This is a genomic window from Mesorhizobium sp. WSM4844 (assembly GCF_055811775.1).
In genome coordinates, this window is the sequence record NZ_JBVVQB010000070.1 from 1 (window position 1) to 19,106 (window position 19,106).

21 protein-coding genes and 2 pseudogenes are annotated in these 19,106 nt (G+C 62.9%); 13 read left to right on the forward strand and 10 right to left on the reverse strand.

Features of this window, described 5'->3' with window-relative positions; all coding sequences use genetic code 11:
- Positions 1 to 312, forward strand: a 312-nt coding sequence (locus AC0L2A_RS32065; RefSeq protein ID WP_473612223.1) for a zinc-binding dehydrogenase, incomplete at its 5' end; no start/stop codon positions are given.
- Positions 313 to 375: 63 nt separating this feature from the next.
- On the opposite strand, the gene AC0L2A_RS32070 is transcribed toward AC0L2A_RS32065, so the two are convergent.
- Positions 376 to 831 carry a MarR family winged helix-turn-helix transcriptional regulator gene (locus tag AC0L2A_RS32070; RefSeq protein ID WP_473612225.1) on the reverse strand — a complete coding sequence of 152 codons (456 nt, stop codon included), beginning with the start codon at positions 829 to 831 and terminating at the stop codon, positions 376 to 378.
- A 79-nt stretch (positions 832 to 910) separates the two neighbouring features.
- Here AC0L2A_RS32070 and hmgA point away from each other — a divergent pair, with 79 nt between their 5' ends.
- The 6 genes and pseudogenes from hmgA to AC0L2A_RS32100 form a co-directional block, all read left to right on the forward strand.
- The gene (gene hmgA / locus AC0L2A_RS32075) at positions 911 to 2,224 is read left to right on the forward strand and encodes a homogentisate 1,2-dioxygenase (protein ID WP_473612226.1); all 1,314 of its coding nucleotides are present in this window, start codon (positions 911 to 913) and stop codon (positions 2,222 to 2,224) included.
- A 14-nt stretch (positions 2,225 to 2,238) separates the two neighbouring features.
- Positions 2,239 to 3,129 (forward strand): MBL fold metallo-hydrolase, encoded by an 891-nt coding sequence (locus AC0L2A_RS32080; RefSeq protein ID WP_473612246.1) that lies wholly within the window; start codon positions 2,239 to 2,241, stop codon positions 3,127 to 3,129.
- Positions 3,130 to 3,203: 74 nt separating this feature from the next.
- The gene (locus AC0L2A_RS32085) at positions 3,204 to 4,217 is read left to right on the forward strand and encodes a fumarylacetoacetate hydrolase family protein (RefSeq protein ID WP_473612228.1); all 1,014 of its coding nucleotides are present in this window, start codon (positions 3,204 to 3,206) and stop codon (positions 4,215 to 4,217) included.
- 27 nt (positions 4,218 to 4,244) lie between these two features.
- Positions 4,245 to 4,793: a DinB family protein gene (locus AC0L2A_RS32090; protein ID WP_473612229.1), complete on the forward strand. Its 549-nt coding sequence runs from the start codon at positions 4,245 to 4,247 to the stop codon at positions 4,791 to 4,793.
- Between the two features lie 123 nt (positions 4,794 to 4,916).
- Positions 4,917 to 5,195 (forward strand): annotated as a pseudogene (locus tag AC0L2A_RS32095) (BrnA antitoxin family protein); the annotation flags it as partial.
- Positions 5,196 to 5,221: 26 nt separating this feature from the next.
- Positions 5,222 to 5,371: pseudogene (locus tag AC0L2A_RS32100) on the forward strand (DinB family protein); the annotation flags it as partial.
- A gap of 27 nt (positions 5,372 to 5,398) precedes the next feature.
- On the opposite strand, the gene AC0L2A_RS32105 reads toward AC0L2A_RS32100, so the two are convergent.
- The 3 genes from AC0L2A_RS32105 to hppD form a co-directional block, all read right to left on the reverse strand.
- On the reverse strand, positions 5,399 to 5,773 hold the full coding sequence (locus AC0L2A_RS32105; protein WP_095485688.1) for a type II toxin-antitoxin system VapC family toxin: 375 nt from the start codon (positions 5,771 to 5,773) through the stop codon (positions 5,399 to 5,401).
- Positions 5,770 to 5,997: a type II toxin-antitoxin system Phd/YefM family antitoxin gene (locus AC0L2A_RS32110; RefSeq protein ID WP_091600557.1), complete on the reverse strand. Its 228-nt coding sequence runs from the start codon at positions 5,995 to 5,997 to the stop codon at positions 5,770 to 5,772. Before AC0L2A_RS32110 ends, AC0L2A_RS32105 begins: the two co-directional genes overlap by 4 nt.
- Before the next feature lie 68 nt (positions 5,998 to 6,065).
- Positions 6,066 to 7,178, reverse strand: a complete 1,113-nt coding sequence (gene hppD, locus AC0L2A_RS32115) for a 4-hydroxyphenylpyruvate dioxygenase (RefSeq protein ID WP_473612230.1) — start codon at positions 7,176 to 7,178, stop codon at positions 6,066 to 6,068.
- Between the two features lie 140 nt (positions 7,179 to 7,318).
- On the opposite strand from hppD, the gene AC0L2A_RS32120 reads away from it, so the two are divergent.
- Positions 7,319 to 7,786: an Lrp/AsnC family transcriptional regulator gene (locus AC0L2A_RS32120; RefSeq protein ID WP_023803215.1), complete on the forward strand. Its 468-nt coding sequence runs from the start codon at positions 7,319 to 7,321 to the stop codon at positions 7,784 to 7,786.
- Here AC0L2A_RS32120 and AC0L2A_RS32125 read toward each other — a convergent pair.
- The 4 genes from AC0L2A_RS32125 to aztA form a co-directional block, all read right to left on the reverse strand.
- The gene (locus AC0L2A_RS32125) at positions 7,783 to 8,121 is read right to left on the reverse strand and encodes a protein tyrosine phosphatase family protein (protein ID WP_128176911.1); all 339 of its coding nucleotides are present in this window, start codon (positions 8,119 to 8,121) and stop codon (positions 7,783 to 7,785) included. The genes AC0L2A_RS32120 and AC0L2A_RS32125 overlap by 4 nt on opposite strands.
- A gap of 146 nt (positions 8,122 to 8,267) precedes the next feature.
- On the reverse strand, positions 8,268 to 9,188 hold the full coding sequence (aztC, locus tag AC0L2A_RS32130; protein ID WP_473612232.1) for a zinc ABC transporter substrate-binding protein AztC: 921 nt from the start codon (positions 9,186 to 9,188) through the stop codon (positions 8,268 to 8,270).
- A gap of 19 nt (positions 9,189 to 9,207) precedes the next feature.
- The gene (gene aztB, locus AC0L2A_RS32135; RefSeq protein ID WP_473612247.1) at positions 9,208 to 10,083 is read right to left on the reverse strand and encodes a zinc ABC transporter permease AztB; all 876 of its coding nucleotides are present in this window, start codon (positions 10,081 to 10,083) and stop codon (positions 9,208 to 9,210) included.
- On the reverse strand, positions 10,083 to 10,907 hold the full coding sequence (gene aztA / locus AC0L2A_RS32140; RefSeq protein WP_473612233.1) for a zinc ABC transporter ATP-binding protein AztA: 825 nt from the start codon (positions 10,905 to 10,907) through the stop codon (positions 10,083 to 10,085). The genes aztB and aztA overlap by 1 nt, the downstream gene beginning before the upstream one ends.
- Before the next feature lie 223 nt (positions 10,908 to 11,130).
- Between aztA and AC0L2A_RS32145 the strand changes: the two genes are divergently transcribed.
- Positions 11,131 to 11,475: a RidA family protein gene (locus tag AC0L2A_RS32145; protein ID WP_027153903.1), complete on the forward strand. Its 345-nt coding sequence runs from the start codon at positions 11,131 to 11,133 to the stop codon at positions 11,473 to 11,475.
- Between the two features lie 83 nt (positions 11,476 to 11,558).
- On the opposite strand, the gene hutC is transcribed toward AC0L2A_RS32145, so the two are convergent.
- A complete protein-coding gene (hutC, locus tag AC0L2A_RS32150) occupies positions 11,559 to 12,305 on the reverse strand; it encodes a histidine utilization repressor (RefSeq protein WP_236387005.1) in 747 nt (248 codons plus the stop codon).
- Positions 12,302 to 13,654, reverse strand: a complete 1,353-nt coding sequence (locus tag AC0L2A_RS32155; protein ID WP_473612235.1) for a formimidoylglutamate deiminase — start codon at positions 13,652 to 13,654, stop codon at positions 12,302 to 12,304. Before AC0L2A_RS32155 ends, hutC begins: the two co-directional genes overlap by 4 nt.
- Before the next feature lie 100 nt (positions 13,655 to 13,754).
- On the opposite strand from AC0L2A_RS32155, the gene hutI reads away from it, so the two are divergent.
- Genes hutI through hutU form a run of 4 tightly spaced genes read left to right on the forward strand, consistent with a single transcriptional unit; the run spans position 13,755 to position 19,104 of the window.
- On the forward strand, positions 13,755 to 14,990 hold the full coding sequence (hutI, locus tag AC0L2A_RS32160) for an imidazolonepropionase (protein WP_473612236.1): 1,236 nt from the start codon (positions 13,755 to 13,757) through the stop codon (positions 14,988 to 14,990).
- A complete protein-coding gene (gene hutH, locus AC0L2A_RS32165) occupies positions 14,987 to 16,522 on the forward strand; it encodes a histidine ammonia-lyase (RefSeq protein ID WP_473612238.1) in 1,536 nt (511 codons plus the stop codon). The genes hutI and hutH overlap by 4 nt, the downstream gene beginning before the upstream one ends.
- A gap of 52 nt (positions 16,523 to 16,574) precedes the next feature.
- Positions 16,575 to 17,393 (forward strand): N-formylglutamate deformylase, encoded by an 819-nt coding sequence (hutG, locus tag AC0L2A_RS32170; RefSeq protein WP_473612239.1) that lies wholly within the window; start codon positions 16,575 to 16,577, stop codon positions 17,391 to 17,393.
- Between the two features lie 40 nt (positions 17,394 to 17,433).
- Positions 17,434 to 19,104, forward strand: a complete 1,671-nt coding sequence (gene hutU, locus AC0L2A_RS32175; RefSeq protein ID WP_473612240.1) for a urocanate hydratase — start codon at positions 17,434 to 17,436, stop codon at positions 19,102 to 19,104.
- The last annotated feature ends 2 nt before the right edge of the window (positions 19,105 to 19,106 follow it).

A 19,106-nucleotide genomic window follows, 5' to 3' on the forward strand; every position in this document is an offset into this window, starting at 1 on the left:
GAAATGTCGGGTGCCGCACCCGCCTTCCGCGACATGATCGACACCATGAACAATGGCGGCAAGATCGCCATTCTGGGTATCGCGCCGACCGGCTTCGAGATCGACTGGAACAAGGTCATCTTCAAGATGCTGCATCTCAAGGGCATCTACGGCCGCGAAATGTTCGAAACCTGGTACAAGATGATCGCGCTGGTGCAGGGTCCGCTCGATGTCAGTGGCCTGATCACCCACCGCATCGGCGTGGACGACTTCCAGACCGGGTTCGATGCGATGAAGAGCGGCAATTCCGGAAAGGTGGTGATGGATTGGTGAGATGTTGGCCGGGTGCCGTTCCGGAAACGTTGGAGGGGTGGGAATGATCGCTGCGTAGCAGTTTCATAGCTGCGTCGTTGATCTATCCAATGCCCCCTTAAGTGCCGCCATCCCTTCCGTGACCGCCGCTCGCTCGCTCGCGGTCAGCCTACCCAGCAAGTCCCGCTCGAACGCTTTTGCCAACGGCACCATCTCGCGATAGGCGGCAAGGCCCGCGTTGGTCAGCGTCAGATGCTCGACACGGCGGTCTTTTTCATCAGGTTTTCGCGTCAGCCAGCGGCGTCGTTCGAGCTCGGCGACGGCGCGCGAAACCTTGGTCTTGTGCATGGCCGACTGTTCGCCGAGCGCTGTTGCCGTCATCGTGCCGTGCTGCCCGAGCCCGGCCAGCGTGCGCCATTCGGGCCGCGTCAGGCCGTGGCGGTCCTTGTAAACCCTGGAAAATTCGCGGCTGACAGCATCGGCAAGGCGATAGAGCCGGTAGGGCAGGAAGCTTTCGAGTTCGAGGGTGTCAGCCTCCATGGTCTGCTCCATCACGATTGATAGTTACATTTTCAATGGTTACAAACGAAACCAATTTGGTCAATCCAGGGAGGATGCCATGGCCTTTTCCTACATGCCGGGGTTCGGCAACGACTTCGAAACCGAGACTTTGCCCGGTTCGCTGCCGCAAGGGAGGAATTCGCCGCAGCGGCCGGCCTACGGCCTTTATGCCGAGCAGCTTTCGGGCTCGCCCTTCACCGCGCCGCGTGGCACCAATGAGCGTTCCTGGCTTTATCGCATCAGGCCGAGCGTCAGGCACACCGGCCGCTTCAAGGCGGCGAATTATCCGCTGTGGAAAAGCGCGCCGAATGTCGGCGATCACGAACTGGCGCTTGGCCAGTACCGCTGGAACCCGATGCCGATGCCGAAGGAACCGACCGACTTCATTGCCGGCATGCGCTCGATCACCACCGCCGGCGACGTGCTCGGCCAGACCGGCATGGCCGCCCATGTCTATGTCGCCAACCGATCGATGGCCGACGACCATTTCTTCAACGCCGACGGCGAGTTGCTTATCGTGCCGCAAGTGGGGGCGCTGCGCTTCGTCACCGAGATGGGCGTCATCGAACTGCGACCGGGCGAGATCGCCGTGCTGCCGCGCGGCCTCGTGTTCAAGGTCGAACTGGTCGATGAAACAGTGCGCGGCTATGTCTGCGAGAACTACGGCGCCAAGCTGACGCTGCCGGATCGTGGCCCGATCGGCGCCAATTGCCTGGCCAATCCGCGCGATTTCAAGACACCTTGCGCCTGGTTCGAGGACAAGGAGACGCCGTGCCGGCTGATCGTGAAATGGTGCGGCCAGTTTCATGTCACCGAACTCGATCATTCGCCGCTGGATGTGGTGGCGTGGCACGGCAACTACTCGCCCTACAAATATGATCTTGCAACGTTTTCGCCGGTCGGCGCGATCCTGTTCGACCATCCCGATCCGTCGATCTTCACGGTGCTGACCGCGCCGAGCGGCGAAGAGGGCACCGCCAACGTCGACTTCGTCATCTTCCCGCCGCGCTGGCTGGTGGCCGAAAACACGTTTCGCCCGCCCTGGTATCACCGCAACATCATGAGCGAGTTCATGGGCCTGATCCACGGCCAGTACGACGCCAAGGAAGAGGGTTTCGTTCCCGGTGGCATCAGCCTGCACAATCTGATGCTGGCCCACGGGCCTGACGCGTCTGGCTTCGAAAAGGCCTCGCGCGCCGAGCTGAAACCGGTCAAGCTCGACAACACCATGGCCTTCATGTTCGAGACGCGATTCCCACAGATGCTGACCCGCTACGCCGCCGAGGTTGAAACCCGGCAGGACAATTACATCGACTGCTGGGCCGATCTGAAGAAGCGCTTCAACGGCACGCCCGAGGGCGACTGGTCTTGAGCGTCGCTGATCCAATGCGGGATCGGCTGGTGCTGCTGGGCTCGAAGGGCGGCCCGGCGCTCCGGCCGGGCGGTCCGTGGCCGAGTTCGTCGCTGCTGAAATTCGGCGGACGTACCATCGTCATGGATTGCGGGCTTGGCGTGACGCGCGGGCTGGCCGAGACCGGCATCAGCCTGAAGTCGCTCGACCTGGTCTTCATCACGCATCTGCATTCCGACCATGTGCTGGAACTCGGTCCGCTGATCCACACCGCCTGGACGGCGGGTCTGGCGACACCCGTCACCGTGTTCGGCCCGCCCGGCACCGGCCATTATTGGCAGCGCTTTTGCCAGGCGATGGAATTCGACATCGAGATACGCATAGTCGACGAAGGCCGGCCGGATATCGCAGATTTGGTTTCGATCATCGAGTTCGGCGAAGGCCGGGTGATGGAGGAGCGCGGCCTGAAGGTTTTGGCACTGCGCGTCGACCATCCGCCGGTGACCGACTGCTTTGCGCTGCGCTTCGAGCATGCCGGACAGAGCGTGGTGTTTTCCGCCGATACGGCGTTCTTTCCGCCATTGGCGGATTTCGCCAAAGGCGCCGACATTCTCGTCCATGAAGCCATGCTGGAAGACGGCATCGAGCGGCTCGTCGCGAAAACCGGCAATGGCGCGCGGCTGAGGGAGCATCTGCTCGCCAGCCATAGTTTTGCTGAGGAGGCGGGGCGCATCGCCAGTGACGCAGGAGCCAAAAGACTGGTGCTCAACCACCTCATCCCGGCCGATGATCCCGAGATCGGCGAGGCCGACTGGATCGCCGCCGTCAGGAAAACATGGGCCGGAGACTTGACGATCGCCCGCGACGGCCTTGTTGTGGGACTGGAGCATGATCCCGAACCGAAGGACCGCGTTAGCGAAAAGTGAGAACCGGTTTTCGGAAGAGATCATAAGAACAAAATTCAAAGCGGCACCAAAGCCGCATCAGGAGAGGAAACCGCATGAAGCTTGCCACATTGAAGGACGGGACGCGCGACGGAAAGCTGGTCGTCGTCTCGCGCGACCTGACGCGGTTCACCGATGCCTCGTTTCTGGTGCCGACGCTGCAGTCGGCGCTCGACGACTGGAACCGGATCGCGCCGCATCTGGCGACAATAGCGGAATCGCTGGAGAACAATGCGGTGCCGTCAGCGCGCTTTCACGAGCATGATGCCCATTCGCCGTTGCCGCGCGCCTACCAGTGGGCCGATGGCTCTGCCTATGTGAATCATGTCGAACTGGTGCGGAAGGCGCGCGGCGCCGAGATGCCGGCAAGCTTCTGGACCGATCCGCTGATCTACCAGGGTGGTTCGGACGGTTTCATCGCGCCGCGTGATCCGATCCGCACGGTCGACGAGGCTCTTGGTGTCGACATGGAAGGGGAAGTCGCTGTCGTCGTCGACGATGTGCCGATAGGCGCAAGCCTCGATGCGGCAAGAGCCGCGATCCGGCTGGTCATGCTGGTCAATGACGTCACGCTGCGCTCCCTCACCGCGCCGGAGCTTGCCAAGGGCTTCGGCTTCTTCCAATCAAAGCCGTCCTCGGCGTTTTCGCCCGTCGCGGTGACGCCGGACGAACTTGGCGAGGCCTGGGATGGCGGCAAGGTCAACCTGCCGCTGCTGGTCGACCTCAACGGCAAGCCGTTCGGCCGCGCCAACGCCGGCGTGGACATGACCTTCGATTTTCCGGCGCTGATTGTGCATGCCGCGAAAACCCGGCCGCTGGCCGCCGGCACCATCATCGGTTCGGGCACGGTCTCCAACAAGCTCGACGGCGGCCCTGGCAAGCCCGTCTCGGCGGGCGGCGCCGGCTATTCCTGCATTGCCGAGTTGCGCATGATCGAGACGATCGCAGCCGGCGAGCCGACGACCCCGTTCCTGCGCCTTGGCGACACGGTGCGGATCGAGATGAAGGACCGGATCGGACATTCGATTTTTGGTGCGATTGAGCAGAAGGTCGAGAAATACATCAGGTAAGATTGCACTGGGAGGACGTCTGAAACGATGAACCTGCTGGATCATTTCAACCGCATGGCGCGCAACAATCTCTGGTCGAACGACCGGCTCTACCGTGCCGTGCTGCAGCTTGAGCCAGGTGAATTCGAAGCGGAGCGAACCAGCTTCTTTCCGTCGCTCAAGGCGACGCTCAACCACATCCTGGCGGTCAATCATCTCTATCTCGATTTTCTCGAAGAGGGCGGCGTTGGCGCCGCGGCCCATGATGATTTCGTGCCGTTCGATGAACCACAAGCGCTGTTTGCCGCACAAGTTGCGGCCGACCGGCGGCTGATCGCTTTTTGCGATCATTTGTCGGCGGCTGATCTCGATCGCCGCGTCATCACCGACCGGCGCGAGGACGGAAAAATACCGGAGCGCATCGGCAACCTGCTCGCCCACCTCTTCATTCACGACATCCATCATCGCGGCCAGGTGCACGCGATGCTGTCCGGCACCTCGGTAAAGCCGCCGCAGCTCGACGAGTTCTTCCTCGACTATGATCTGCAACTGAGGAAAGCGGAGGTCGAGCGGCTGGCGATTGATGGCGGCAATTAATTGTGGTTACGAAAATTCTGACTTAATTATTGCCGCGCTGGATGACGAGTTTTTCCTACGTCAAGATATTGGGGCCCGGCTGAAAGATGGTTGTCCGATGACAAAACCCAAGCTGCAGACAAAATTCGAACCTGGGGGCGCGGCTACAGCAAGGAAAAATGGGACGCCGTTTCGGACAACCCCGAATGGACCGAGGAGGATTTCAAAAACGCTCGTCCATTCGCTGACGTTTTTCCGGACCTTGCCGAAAGCATTTGCCGTTCGCGCGGGCGGCCGGCGCTCGACAATCCGAAGAAGCGGGTGACGCTGCGCCTCGACAGTGATGTGGTCGCTCGCTTTCGCGCCGGCGGTCCCGGCTGGCAGAGCCGCATCAACGACATTCTGCGCAAGGCCGCCGGCCTCACCAAGCAAACTTCGGCGGACGGAAAATACCGGAGGGCATCGGCGATCTGCTCGCCCATCTCTTCATCCATGGGATCCATCATCGCGGCCAGGTGCATGCGATGATGTCCGGCACCTCGGTAAAGCCGCCGCAACTCGATGAGTTTTTGCTCAACTATGATTTGAAGTTGAGGTAGGCGGAGGTCGAGCGGCTGAATCTGTGATCAGACCAACGCAACGTCATAGGCTGAAAAATGCCGATCCGCAGTGACCAACGTCAGGCCTTCAATTTGAGCCTGTGCGATGAGCAGACGGTCGAAAGGATCGCGGTGATGGAGCGGCAAATGCTCAAGCCTCGCCGCGTGTAGTTCATTCACACTGAGGATCGGAATGCCGTTCGATCGCAAGATTTCCACTATGTTGCCTGTGAGCGTGACTTTGCCGAGCGATTTCTTGATGGCGATCTCTGCTACCGAGACGGCGCTGACGACCACATCCTCGCCCGCAAGAAAGATGTCGCGATGGTGGTCCGAAAGGCGCGAGTCTGCGTTCAGTACCCAAAGCAGAATATGAGTATCCACCAGATATTGGTGGCTCATTTAATGTACTCGTCCCATTCGGGACCGAGTTCATCAAAATCATCCGATATCCGAATTTGGCCTTTCAGGGCTCCAAAAAGGCCCTTGCTCCCGCCAGCCCGGGCGGGAGCGCTCAAGGTTGCCACAACCTCGCCATGCCGCGTCAGATGGATCTCTTCACCGGCCTGCGCACGTTTCACCAACTCTGAGAGTTGGGCCTTCGCTTTTGCCATCGGAACATTCATGGTCAGACCTCTTATGACCAGAATTTAGGTCATAATTGATCGAACCGCAAGGAATTTGAAGGCGCACCTCACTCCGCCGCCTGCACCTTCAGCACCCCGCGCTTGATCTGGTCCTGCTCGATCGATTCGAACAGCGCGCGGAAATTGCCCTCGCCAAAACCCTCGTCGCCCTTCCTCTGGATGAATTCGAAGAAGATCGGCCCGATTACGGTTTTCGAGAAGATCTGCAACAGGATCTTGGTCGTGCCGCCGTCAACCACGCCTTCGCCGTCGATCAGGATGCCGTGCTTTTTCATCCGCTCGATCGGCTCGTCATGGCCGTGCACGCGGGCATGAGACATCTCGTAATAGGTTTCCGGCGGACCGGGCATGAACTTCAGCCCATTGGCTGCCAGCCTGTCGGTGGCGCCGTAGATCTCGTCCGTGCCGACGGCGACGTGCTGGATGCCTTCGCCATTGTACTTCTTCAGATATTCGGCGATCTGGCTGGTCTCGTCCTTGGACTCGTTGAGCGGGATGCGGATCTTGCCGCAGGGCGAGGTGATGGCGCGGCTGACCAGGCCGGTGATCTTGCCGTCGATGTCGAAGAAATGGATCTGCTTGAAGCCGAACAGGTCACGATAGAAATCCCACCATTTGTCCATATTGCCGCGATAGACATTGTGGGTGAGGTGGTCGAGATAATAGAAGCCGACGCCTTCCGGCTTCGGGTCGGGCTCGCCCAGCCAATCGAATTCGGCTTCGTAGGCCGAGCCTTTGTCGCCGTAGACCTCGATGAAATAAAGCAGCGAGCCGCCAATGCCTGATATCGCCGGCACATTGAGCGCCCTGTCGACGCCTTCATAGGGTGTGGCGCCCTTGGCGACAGCATGGTCGAACGCGTGCTTGGCATCGACCACCCGCCAGGCCATCGAGGAAGCGCAGGGGCCGTGCTTGTCGACGAATTTCATCGCATGCGAGCCGGGTTCGGCATTGACGACATAGTTGATGTCGCCCTGCCGCCAGACGGTGATGTTCTTGGTGCGGTGCTTGGCTACCGGTACATAGCCCATGCGGGTAAAAAGGTCGGCGAGCTTTTCCGGTTCGGGATGCGCGAACTCGACGAATTCGAAGCCGTCGGTGCCGGCTGGATTGGCCTTGCTGATCGTTGCGGGCGGTGCATCGTGCGGGAAGGGACCCATGGTGTTGTCCTCCTAAAGCTGCTTGGCCGCAAAGGGCCATTTTGACGCTAATATAGCGCGGAGCAGGCGCATGGTGCTTGCATTCAAACGCTTTAAACGAATAGATCATGCGGGAATTGTGCATGGTGGATGAAAAAATCATGGATGAGGCGCGCATAGACCAGTTTGACCGCAAGATAATGGCTCTCTTGCAGGGCGACGCACGGCTGACCAACAACGATTTGTCGGAACGGGTGAACCTGTCGGCGTCGCAATGTTCGCGTCGCCGCCAGAGGCTGGAGGAGGACGGCTATATCAGGGGCTATCGCGCGGTGCTCGACCGCGACAAGCTCGGCTTCTCACTGGTCAACGTCATCTCGGTGACGCTCGCCACCCACAACCGCGACAACGCGCGGCGCTTCGGCGAGTTGGTGGCGCGGTTGCCGCAGGTGCAGGAGGCGCACGCGCTGACCGGCGAGATGGATTACATCCTGAAAGTGGTGACGCCCGACCTGAAATCGCTGTCGGAATTCGTCAACGGCGTGCTCCTGCCGCACGAATCCGTGCAGCATGTGAAGACGGCGATCGTGCTGGAAACGCTGAAGGAAACCGGCGCGCTGCCGATTTAGCCCTTCGACTGCTGGATCAGCCCAAAAAGGTTGGTGCAGCGTGCGCCGGAACGGCAATAGGCGAACACCGGGCCTTCGAGCTCATCGAGCGCCTCAGCCTGGTCCTCGACATTTTGGGCGGTGATCTGGCCGCTGATGACCGGGATGTAGCGAAAGGTAAGCCCGGCGGCTTCGACTGCCGCTTTGACGGTGTCCGCCGAAGGCTGGCCGGGCTGCTCGTCATCAGGCCGGTTGCAGATGACGCTCTTGAAGCCGGCGGCCTTGATGGCGGCGACTTCTTCGGGCTGGATCTGGCCGGAGACCGAATAGTCCTCGGTGATCTGACGATATTCCATGTTTCCTCGCAAAACTGGTTTGGCCGCAGTCTTAAGACTCCCCGACGAGATCGGCAATCCGCGCAGAATGAAATCCCACTGCGCAGATAGTTATTTTCGACGGAGAATCCAACCGAGCCGACGCGGCCCGGCTGGCTAGGAAGGCATCAGCTTCCGAGGATCGCGCCTTTGATCTGGGCGATGTTGTTGTGCATCAGGTCGATATAGGTCGAGGCCGGACCGTCGGGCTGCGACAGCGCGTCTGAATAGAGCGTACCGCCCACCTTGACCCCGGTCTCGCTGGCGATCTGCTCGATCAGCCGCGCGTTGGCGATGTTCTCGACGAAGACCGCCGCCGCCTTGTCCTGCTTCACCTGGCTGACCAGCTTGGCGACGTCGGCAGCGGACGGCTCCGACTCGGTCGATACCCCTTCGGGCGCCAGGAAGGTGAGGCCATAGGCCTTCTCGAAATAGCCGAAGGCGTCATGCGAGCTGATGAGGACGCGTTTCTCCTTCGGGATCGACTGGATCGCCGTCTGCACTTCGCCCTCAAGCGCGTCGAGTTTCTTTGCATAGGCGGCGGCATTGGCCTTGTAGCTGTCGCAACCCCCAGCGTCGGCGGTGCAGAAGGCATCGGCGATGTTCTTCACATAGATCTTGGCGTTGGCGATCGACTGGAAGGCATGCGGATCGGTATCTTCGCCTTCAGCGGCGTCGGCATCGGCGAATTCGGATTTGAAGTTGATCGGCGTGACGCCCTTGGTCAAAACGGCGATCGTCGCCTTGGTGGCGCTGGCGTCGACCAGGCGCTGCAAGAAGCCTTCGAAATGCAGGCCGTTGACCAGCACCACATCCGCACCCGCCATCGCCACCGCGTCAGCCGGGCTCGGCTCGTAGACATGGGCATCGCCATCCGGCCCGACGATGGTGGTCAGATTGATCCGGTCGCCGCCGACATTTTTGGCGAAATCGGCAATGATCGTGAAGCTGGCGACCACTTTCAACGGCTCCGCGAGGGCCGACGACGCGCCAAAGGCTGACAATGTCATAACGCCCACTGCCAGGGCGGCGCGGATCGATTTCAGCATGGACAGCACTCCTTTGGGATCAGGCGGTTCTGTGGCGGTGATGGATAATGCGGGCGCGCAGGATGCCGCGCGTGCCGAACAGGATCGAGGCAAAATAGACCACGCCGGCCGACAGGATGATGGCCGGGCCGGAAGGCAGCGACACGTGGTAGGACAAAAGCAGCCCGGCGACGCAAGAGGCAAAGCCGATCAGCACCGCCAGCACGCACATCGGCTCGACGCGCATGGTCCAGAAGCGGGCGGCAGCCGCCGGCAGCATCATCAGCCCGACCGATAGCAGCGTGCCGAGCGCCTGGAAGCCGCCGACCAGGTTGAGCACGACGAGGCCGAGGAAGATGAAATGCACCGGGCTGCCCAGCCGGCTGACCGAACGCAGGAACAGCGGGTCGAGACATTCGGCGACGAGCGCCCGCCAGAAGATGGCGAGGCTGACCAGCGTGACCAGCACGATGCCGCCGATCAGCGTCAGCGCTTCATTGTTGAGCGCAAGCACGGTGCCGAACAGCACGTGCATGAGATCGACGCTGGAGCCGCGGATCGACACCATCAGCACGCCGATCGCCAGCGAAATCAGGTAGAAGGCCGCCATCGAAGCGTCCTCGCGCTGGATGGTGAAGCGCGAGACGGCGCCGGCGCCGAGCGCGACGATGATGCCGGCAATCAGCCCGCCGATGGTCATCGGCAGGATTTCCAGCCCATAAAACAGGAACCCGGCGGCAGCACCCGGCAGGATGGCGTGGGCCATGGCGTCGCCGGAAAGGCTCATGCGCCGCAGCATCAGGAACACGCCGACCGGGCAGGCGCCGAGCGACAGCATCAGCGAGCCGGCAAGCGCCCGCTGCATGAAGGCGAATTCGGCGAACGGAGCGACGAGAAGACCGTAGAGCATGTCCATCATGCTGCCCGCGGCCCGGGGCCGTGATGATGGTCGTGCGCATGGTTGTGCCCAGGGTCGTGCCCGGGGCCGTGACCGTGATCACCCTGCTTGTCGGGCTCGCACCAGGGCGCGTTCTCCTCCCAGGCTTCGTGGAAGCGGCGCGCGCGCAACAGGTTTTCCGGCCGCAGCGTTTCCCTGGTTTCGCCCCAGGCGATTGGCTGGCGCGCCAGCAGCAGCGTCTCGGGAAAATTCTGGCGCACCAGTTCCAGATCGTGGACGACAACCAGGATCGTGCGTTCCTCGCCATGCCAGCGCTTGATCAGCGCGATCAGGTCGCCGACGGTCTTGGTGTCGACGGCGTTGAACGGTTCGTCGAGCAGGATGAGATCGGCGTCCTGCAGCAGCACGCGGGCGAAAAGCGTGCGCTGCAGCTGGCCGCCCGACAGCGTGTCGATCGGGCGCTTCTCGAAGCCGCCGAGGCCGACGGCCATCAGCGCCTGGCTGACCGAATCGCGATCTTCCCTGGTGTAGCGGCCGAGCAGCCCGCGCCGTGGCCACAGGCCGAGCGAAACCAGATCAACGACCCGGGCGGGAAAGGAGCGGTCGAGTTCCGACTGTTGCGGCAGATAGGCGGCGCGCACGCCGGGCGCCCGGACAACGGTGCCGGCCATCGGCTTCAACACGCCGACGATACCCTTCATCAGGGTCGACTTGCCCGATCCATTGGCGCCGACGACGGCAGTCAGCGACCCGCGGCGGATCGTGCCATCGAGATGATGAATCGCCGGATGGCTGTTGTAGCCCAGCGTCAGGTCGCGGAATGTCAGGCAGGTTTTGGTCATGTGACGATCCGTGGGACACCACTAGTACGGCAGCGGCGGTGGATATGTGATGTTATTACATTAGTCAACAAGTCAATCCGGCGGAATTGCGGCGACCGGAGCAATTTGCGTGTGCCTATTTTCGCCCCACGCCTGCTGGCTCAAGAGGATTCGCTCATGCAACCTTGCCCCCAGCGAACCGCGACTCTAAAGAGGCGCGACCCACAAAGGAAGGAAACGTCCAATGAGCATTCGTCGCATCGATGTTGGCCCACGCATGAGCCAGATCGTCATCCACGGCAACACCGTCTATCTGGCTGGTCAGGTCGGCGAACCGGGCGGAAACGTCGGCACCCAGACCAGGGACATCCTGGCGGCCATCGACGAATTGCTGGCCAAGGCCGGCACCGACAAGACCAAGATCCTGCAGGCGATCATCTGGCTGGCCGACATGAGCACCTTTGCCGAGATGAACGCGGAATGGGACAAGTGGGTGCCACAGGGCCATACCCCGGCCCGCGCCACCGGCGAGGCCAAGCTTGCCGGGCCGGAGTATCTGGTCGAGATTATTATTACCGCAGCGATTTGAGATGCCGTGAAGCTGCCGATCTCCCCCACGTGGGGGAGATTGGATGTCACGCCGGGGTTCGCCAATCTTCAATATCGCAAAAATTACCCCTGCGACGGCGTGAACCGCGCGACCAGCGTGTGGCTCTCGGCCGCATAGGTGAAACGGACTTGGGTGACCGGGTGCTCGGCGCTCCATGTCCGTCGCTCGACCACCAGGCAGGGGGCGCCGGCCTCGATTTCGAGTGCGGCCGCAATGTGTCTGTCGGCGGCTACGGCGCGGATGCGGTGCTCGGCGGCACTCCATGGCACGCGGGCGATCAGCCACGGCCCAGGCGCGACGGCAAAAAACTCCTCGTTGGCGGCCTCGGCCACAGCGGCCAGGTTGATCAGCCGCTGTTCGTGGGCGAACGGCCGCTTGCCGGCGAAATGCCGGCATTCCAGCGCCAGCACCGGCCCGTTGGAGTCGAGTTCCAGCAAGGCGCGATCCTCGGCGCTGCTGCGCCTTTTATGTCGCGCCACACGCTCGTAGCGATAGGGCAGGCCGAGCGCCTCGACCTCGATCCTGATGTCATGGATTTCCAACACCGCGGCCTGCGACTGCGGCCGCCGGACAAAGCTGCCAGAGCGGCGGCGGCGCTCTATCAGCCCGGCCTTGGCAAGCTGCGACAGCGCCTTGTTCACCGTCATGCGCGAACATTTGTACTCGGCCGTCAGTTCGTGCTCGAACGGGATGCGGTGGCCGGGCGCCCAGGCGCCGGACAGGATTCGTTCGCTGATGTCGGACAGGATGCGTTGATGCAGCGAGAGGGGCTCGCCGCCGTCCGCATCCATTGTCTGGATCATGCTCATGCCGAAAGCGCCGTCATCACCTTGCGAAAACGCTCGGCAATAAAATCGCGCCTTGCGTGCCTGCCACTGCTGACCAGTTTCTTGCCATGCACCCAGACACAATCGACCTTGGAACCGTTGGCGAAGATCCAGGTGTCGAGCACTGCATCGCCCGTCTTGCCGGCAAGCGACGGGTGCTTGCCATCGAGCGAGATGAAATCGGCTGGGGCGCCAGCGGCGATCCGCGAGGGGCTTGCGCCGAGCGCTGCGCTGCCGCCGTCGAGCGCGGCATCGAACAGTGCGCGCCCGGTCGAACCGCCGGCGACCGCCAGCAGGTTGCGGGCACGGTGGGCGAGACGCTGCGAATATTCGAGCTGCCGCAATTCGTCCGGCAGGCCGATCAGCACGTTGGAGTCGGAGCCGACGCCGAAGCGGCCGCCATGCTGTTTGAACAAAGGTGCTGCAAAGGTGCCGTCGCCGAGATTGGCCTCGGTGATCGGGCAGAGGCCGGCGATTGCCCCGCTTTTCGCCATGGCCGCCGTCTCGGTCTCGGTCATGTGGGTGGCGTGGATCAGGCACCAGCGACTATCGACCCTGGCATTGGCGAGCAGCCATTCGACCGGCCGCGCCCCGGACCAGGCAAGGCAGTCCTCGACCTCCTTCACTTGCTCGGCGATGTGGATGTGGATCGGTCCGCCCGGTACCATTGTCGCGATGTTTTCCAACTGCTCCGGTGTCACGGCGCGCAGACTATGCGGGGCGATGCCGACGACCGCGTGATTCAAGGTGCGAACGGTTTCGTGACATTTCTCAACAAGCCGCGAAAACCGATTCATATCGTTGATGAATCGCCGCTGGCCTTCATTCGGCGCTGCGCCGCCGAAAGAGGAATGTGCATAGAAGACCGGCAGCAGCGTCAGCCCGATGCCGGTGTCGGCAGCCGCGGCGGTGATGCGGTCGGCCATTTCGGCGACGTTGGCGTAGGGCTGGCCGTCGCGGTCGTGATGCAGATAGTGAAACTCGCCGACGCGTGAGAACCCAGCCTCCAGCATCTCGACATAGAGCTGCGCGGCGACCGCCTCGACCTGATCCGGCGTCATCGACAGCGCGAAGCGATACATCACCTCGCGCCAGCTCCAGAAACTGTCGGCTGAAGGGCCGCGCAGCTCGGCTAGACCGGCCATGCCGCGCTGGAAGGCGTGGCTGTGCAGGTTCGGCATGCCTGGCAGCAGTATCGCATGGCGTTCGTCGCCGGGCTGGGATGCGGTGTCCGGCTCGACCGTGGCGATGTGGCCATCACTGACGACGATCCGGGCATTGGAATGCCAGCCGTCGGGCAGAAGCGCCTGTTCCGCAAAGATCGCCGTCACGTTTTTCTCTCCGATTCCCAGTGTCCCGTGCAATGATACCACTTGCAGTGCGTTTCAATATGTATATACATAACCGCGGCCGATTGAAACGGAAAAGATGATGGCTGGAGAGAGCAAAAGCCGGGCAGGGGAGATCCGCCTCTGGCGCAATGCGCGACTGGCGACCATGGCCGACAGCGCCGCCGGACTGGGTATCGTCGAAGACGGCGCGATCGCCGCGCGCGATGGCCTGATCGTCTATGCCGGCCCGGAAACCGACATGCCGGCAGCGTTCAGCCAGAACGTCGAGATTGTCGATTGCGAAGGCCGCTGGATCACACCCGGCCTGATCGACTGCCATACTCATCTGATCCACGCCGGCAATCGCGCCAACGAATTCGAGATGCGGCTGGCCGGCGCCACCTATGAAGAGGTCACCAGGGCCGGCGGCGGCATCGTCTCGTCGGTCAAGGCGCTGCGCGCTGCCAGCCAGCAGGAATTGGTTGCGCAGTCGCTGCCGCGCCTCGACGCGCTGATCGCTGAAGGCCTCACCACCATCGAGGTCAAGTCGGGCTACGGGCTCGATCTCGAAAACGAGAAGAAATCGCTGCGCGCCGCGCGGCTCCTGGGCGAAAACCGTCCAGTAACGGTAGCAACGAGCTTCCTCGGTGCGCATGCCCTGCCGCCTGAAGCGAAAGGCGACAAGGACGCTTTTATCGATCTGGTCGCAAACGAGATTTTGCCGGCCGTCACCGCCGAGGGCCTGGCCGACGCGGTCGATGGTTTTTGCGAAGGCATCGCCTTTTCGCCCGAGCAGATTTCTCGCGTGTTCGACGCAGCGAAAGCAGCAGGCCTGCCGGTAAAACTCCACGCCGACCAATTGTCCAATCTGCACGGCGCAGAACTTGCGGCGCGCTATGGCGCCCTGTCGGCCGACCATCTCGAATACACTGACGAGGCGGGTGCAGCGGCGATGGCGAGGGCCGGAACCGTGGCGACGATCCTGCCCGGCGCCTACTATTTCATCCGTGAGACCAAGAAGCCGCCGATCGGCCTGTTTCGCCAGCACGGCGTCAAAATGGCGGTCGCCACCGACTGCAATCCCGGCACCTCGCCGCTGACTTCGCTGCTGCTGACCATGAACATGGCGGCGACTTTGTTTGGTCTGACTGTTGACGAATGCCTTGCCGGTGTCACCCGCGAGGCCGCCCGTGCGCTCGGACTGCTCGGAAGAACCGGCACGCTGGAGGCTGGAAAATCGGCCGACCTGGCGATCTGGGACATCGAGCGCCCGGCCGAGCTCGTCTACCGCATGGGTTTCAACCCGCTGCATGCCCGCATCTGGAGGGGACAATGAGTGAACTCAGACTCAAGCCGGGCAACACGACGCTGGCCGACTGGCGCGAAATCTATCGTGGCGCCATGCCGAAGCTGGACGCGGCCTGCTGGCCAAAGATCAAGGCCAGCGCCGAGGCCGTCGCCCGCATCGTCGCCAAGGGTGAGCCGGTCTATGGCATCAACACCGGTTTCGGCAAATTGGCCAGCGTCCGTATCCCCGCCGCCGATCTCGAGACGCTGCAACGCAACATCGTGCTGTCGCATGCCGCCGGCGTCGGCGAACCGATCCCGGTCGCTGTTTGCCGGCTGATGATGGCACTGAAGCTGGCCAGCCTGGCGCAGGGCGCCTCCGGCGTGCGGCCGCAGACCATTGAGCTGCTCGAAGCGATGCTCGCCAACGACGTCATTCCGGTGGTGCCGGCGCAAGGCTCGGTCGGCGCATCCGGCGACCTTGCGCCACTGTCGCACATGACGGCGGTGATGATCGGCGTCGGCGAATGTTTTACCCCGCATGGCCGGTTCCCGGCCAAGGTCGCCTTTGTCTCGCACGGGCTGGAGCCGGTCACGCTTGGCGCCAAGGAAGGGTTGGCGCTGCTCAACGGCACACAGTTTTCGACCGCCTATGCGTTGGCCGCCTTGTTCGACGCCGAAGTGCTCTACCAGTCGGCGCTGGTCGCCGGTGCGCTCTCGACCGATGCCGCCAAGGGTTCCGACGCCCCCTTCGATCCGCGGATCCACCTGCTCAGGAGGCATCCTGGCCAGATCGAGACGGCAGAGGCGCTGCGCAACCTGATGGCCGGCAGTGCCATCCGTGAATCGCACCGGGTCGGAGACGAACGCGTGCAGGACCCGTACTGCTTGCGCTGCCAGCCGCAGGTGATGGGTGCAGCGCTCAGCGTGCTGCGCCAGGCCGCCGGCACGCTGGGCACCGAGGCCAACGGCGTCACCGACAATCCGCTGATCTTCGCCGAGGACGACACAGCACTTTCCGGTGGCAATTTCCACGCCGAGCCAGTCGCCTTCGCCGCCGACATGATCGCGCTCGCCGTCTGCGAGATCGGCTCGCTGTCGGAACGGCGCATCGCCATGCTGGTCGACCCGGCGCTGTCGGGCATGCCGGCCTTCCTGACCCCGAAGCCCGGCTTGAATTCCGGCTTCATGATCCCGCAAGTGACGGCGGCGGCACTCGTCTCGGAAAACAAGCAAAAGGCCTATCCGGCCAGTGTCGATTCGATCCCGACCTCGGCCAATCAGGAAGACCACGTCTCGATGGCGGCACATGGCGCGCGCCGGCTGATCGGCATGATCGAGAATGCGACGGCCGTCATCGGCATCGAATTGCTGGCCGCCACGCAGGGCTGCGATTTCCATGCGCCGCTGGCATCGAGTGCGCCGCTCGAAGCGGTGCGCAGACTGATCAGGGCCGAAGTGCCGCATCTCGACAATGACCGGCATTTCCACCCCGACATGGAAAAAGCCATCGCCATGGTGCGCAGCGGCGCTGTCGCGAAGGCAGCGGGCGCGGTGGCGCTGCCGGGAATCGCGTCGTGAGGATGTGCGCCTCTATAGGTCGCCGCAAAGCGCCAGCGCAGGGAGACCATTCATGAACGCGCCCTCCTGGCTCACTGTAAAGCGCGGCACCGCCCCCCTGCTGGTCTCGATCCCGCACACCGGCATCGATCTCGCCGGCCTCGAGAACCGGCTGGTGTCGCCTTGGCTCGGCCGCCGCGACGCCGACTGGTGGATCGACAAGCTGTATGAGTTTGCCGAAGACCTCGGCGCGACGGTGGTGCATACCGCGATCTCGCGCACCGTCATCGACGTCAATCGCGATCCCTCCGGCGTCTCACTCTATCCCGGCCAGGCAACCACCGGCCTGTGCCCGACCGAGACCTTCGACGGCGATCCGCTCTATCGTGTCGGGGAAGAGCCTGATGCCTCGGAGGTCGACGAGCGCCGCGAAAAGTACTTTGTGCCTTACCATGCCGCCATGCAGGCCGAGATCGACAGGCTGCGCGCCGTGCACCGGAAGATCGTCCTCTATGACTGCCATTCGATCCGCTCGATGCTGCCGCGGCTGTTCGAAGGCACTCTGCCGGTGTTCAACCTCGGCACCAATGACGGCAAAAGCGCCGATCCGGGCTTGCAGGCAATGGTCGGCCAGATCCTCGCCGAGACCGGCGAGAGTTTTGTCGTCAACGGCCGCTTCAAAGGCGGCTGGATCACGCGCCATTTCGGCCAGCCGCAAAACGGCGTTCATGCGCTGCAGATGGAACTGTCCAACCGCGGCTATATGCGCGAGCCCGAGGGCAAAGGCACGCCCGACAATTGGCCGGTGCTTTACGACCCGGCATTCGCCGCGCCGATCCGCGCCACGCTGAAGCGGATCCTGGAAAGCGCGATTGCCTGGACCGGGCGCTGACGCATCGCCGCGCAGCTCATTCGAAAGGAAAAGTGACGCCATGACCGATCCTCGCCACAACATCCGCGAAGTCCGCAGCCCACGCGGCAGCGAGCTCAATGCCCGCACATGGCTGACTGAAGCGCCGTTGCGCATGCTGATGAACAATCTCGATCCCGACGTCGCCGAAAATCCCAACGAACTGGTCGTCTATGGCGGCATCGGCCGCGCGGCGCGCACCTGGAACGACTTTGATCGCATCGTCGCCTCTCTGAAGACGCTTGGAGACGACGAGACGCTGCTGGTGCAGTCGGGCAAGCCGGTCGGCGTGTTTCGTACCCACACCGATGCGCCGCGCGTGCTGATCGCCAATTCCAACCTCGTGCCGCACTGGGCGACATGGGAGAAATTCAACGAGCTCGATAAGAAGGGCCTGATGATGTACGGCCAGATGACGGCCGGCTCGTGGATCTACATCGGCACCCAAGGCATCGTGCAGGGCACCTACGAGACCTTCGTCGAGGCTGGCCGCCAGCATTACGACGGCAACCTCAGGGGCAAATGGCTCCTGACCGGCGGCCTCGGCGGCATGGGCGGCGCCCAGCCGTTGGCCGCGGTCATGGCCGGCGCCTGCTGCCTGGCGATCGAATGCGATCCCGACCGCATCGATTTCCGGCTGCGCACCCGCTATGTCGACGAACGCGCCGACACGCTCGACGAGGCGCTGGAAAGGATCGAGCGCTGGACCCGGGCCGGCGAGGCGAAATCGGTTGGCCTGGTCGGCAACACCGCAGACGTCGTGCCGGAACTGGTGCGACGTGGCGTGCGCCCCGACCTGGTCACCGACCAGACGTCGGCGCATGATCCGCTCAACGGTTATCTGCCCAAGGGCTGGTCGCTTGCCGAATGGCGCGAGAAGCGCACCAGCGACCCAAAGGCGGTCGAAAAGGCGGCGCGCGCGTCGATGCGCGAACATGTCGAGGCGATGGTGGCGTTCTGGAACGCCGGCGTGCCGACGCTCGATTATGGCAACAACATCCGCCAGGTGGCGAAGGAGGAAGGGCTCGACAACGCCTTTGCCTTCCCGGGTTTCGTGCCGGCCTACATCCGGCCGCTGTTTTGTCGCGGCATCGGTCCGTTTCGCTGGGCAGCCCTCTCCGGCGATCCCGAGGACGTCTACAAGACCGACGCCAAGGTGCGCGAGCTGACGCCCGGCAACACCCACCTGCACAACTGGCTCGACATGGCGCGTGAGCGCATCGCCTTCCAGGGTCTGCCGGCGCGCATCTGCTGGGTCGGTCTCGGCGACCGCCACCGGCTTGGCCTCGCCTTCAACGAGATGGTGGCGAAAGGCGAGCTCAAGGCGCCGGTGGTCATCGGCCGCGATCATCTCGACTCAGGCTCGGTCGCCTCGCCCAACCGCGAGACGGAATCGATGAAGGACGGCTCCGACGCCGTGTCCGACTGGCCGCTGCTCAATGCGCTGCTCAACACCGCGTCCGGCGCAACCTGGGTATCGCTGCATCATGGTGGTGGCGTCGGCATGGGCTTTTCGCAACATGCCGGCATGGTCATCGTCGCCGACGGCACACGCGAAGCGGCCAAACGCCTGGAGCGGGTGCTGTGGAACGACCCCGCAACCGGCGTCATGCGCCACGCCGATGCCGGCTATGACCTCGCCATCGACTGCGCCAGGGAGCACCAGCTCAACCTGCCAGGCATCCTCGGCTGAAC

Bases quoted from the DNA above. Each gene is read 5' to 3' on its own strand.
- AC0L2A_RS32070 (WP_473612225.1), bottom strand. From the start codon at position 831: ATGGAGGCTGACACCCTCGAACTCGAAAGCTTCCTGCCCTACCGGCTC.
- hmgA (WP_473612226.1), top strand. From the start codon at position 911: ATGGCCTTTTCCTACATGCCGGGGTTCGGCAACGACTTCGAAACCGAG.
- AC0L2A_RS32080 (WP_473612246.1), top strand. From the start codon at position 2,239: ATGCGGGATCGGCTGGTGCTGCTGGGCTCGAAGGGCGGCCCGGCGCTC.
- AC0L2A_RS32085 (WP_473612228.1), top strand. From the start codon at position 3,204: ATGAAGCTTGCCACATTGAAGGACGGGACGCGCGACGGAAAGCTGGTC.
- AC0L2A_RS32090 (WP_473612229.1), top strand. From the start codon at position 4,245: ATGAACCTGCTGGATCATTTCAACCGCATGGCGCGCAACAATCTCTGG.
- AC0L2A_RS32105 (WP_095485688.1), bottom strand. From the start codon at position 5,773: ATGAGCCACCAATATCTGGTGGATACTCATATTCTGCTTTGGGTACTG.
- AC0L2A_RS32110 (WP_091600557.1), bottom strand. From the start codon at position 5,997: ATGAATGTTCCGATGGCAAAAGCGAAGGCCCAACTCTCAGAGTTGGTG.
- hppD (WP_473612230.1), bottom strand. From the start codon at position 7,178: ATGGGTCCCTTCCCGCACGATGCACCGCCCGCAACGATCAGCAAGGCC.
- AC0L2A_RS32120 (WP_023803215.1), top strand. From the start codon at position 7,319: ATGGATGAGGCGCGCATAGACCAGTTTGACCGCAAGATAATGGCTCTC.
- AC0L2A_RS32125 (WP_128176911.1), bottom strand. From the start codon at position 8,121: ATGGAATATCGTCAGATCACCGAGGACTATTCGGTCTCCGGCCAGATC.
- aztC (WP_473612232.1), bottom strand. From the start codon at position 9,188: ATGCTGAAATCGATCCGCGCCGCCCTGGCAGTGGGCGTTATGACATTG.
- aztB (WP_473612247.1), bottom strand. From the start codon at position 10,083: ATGGACATGCTCTACGGTCTTCTCGTCGCTCCGTTCGCCGAATTCGCC.
- aztA (WP_473612233.1), bottom strand. From the start codon at position 10,907: ATGACCAAAACCTGCCTGACATTCCGCGACCTGACGCTGGGCTACAAC.
- AC0L2A_RS32145 (WP_027153903.1), top strand. From the start codon at position 11,131: ATGAGCATTCGTCGCATCGATGTTGGCCCACGCATGAGCCAGATCGTC.
- hutC (WP_236387005.1), bottom strand. From the start codon at position 12,305: ATGAGCATGATCCAGACAATGGATGCGGACGGCGGCGAGCCCCTCTCG.
- hutI (WP_473612236.1), top strand. From the start codon at position 13,755: ATGGCTGGAGAGAGCAAAAGCCGGGCAGGGGAGATCCGCCTCTGGCGC.
- hutH (WP_473612238.1), top strand. From the start codon at position 14,987: ATGAGTGAACTCAGACTCAAGCCGGGCAACACGACGCTGGCCGACTGG.
- hutG (WP_473612239.1), top strand. From the start codon at position 16,575: ATGAACGCGCCCTCCTGGCTCACTGTAAAGCGCGGCACCGCCCCCCTG.
- hutU (WP_473612240.1), top strand. From the start codon at position 17,434: ATGACCGATCCTCGCCACAACATCCGCGAAGTCCGCAGCCCACGCGGC.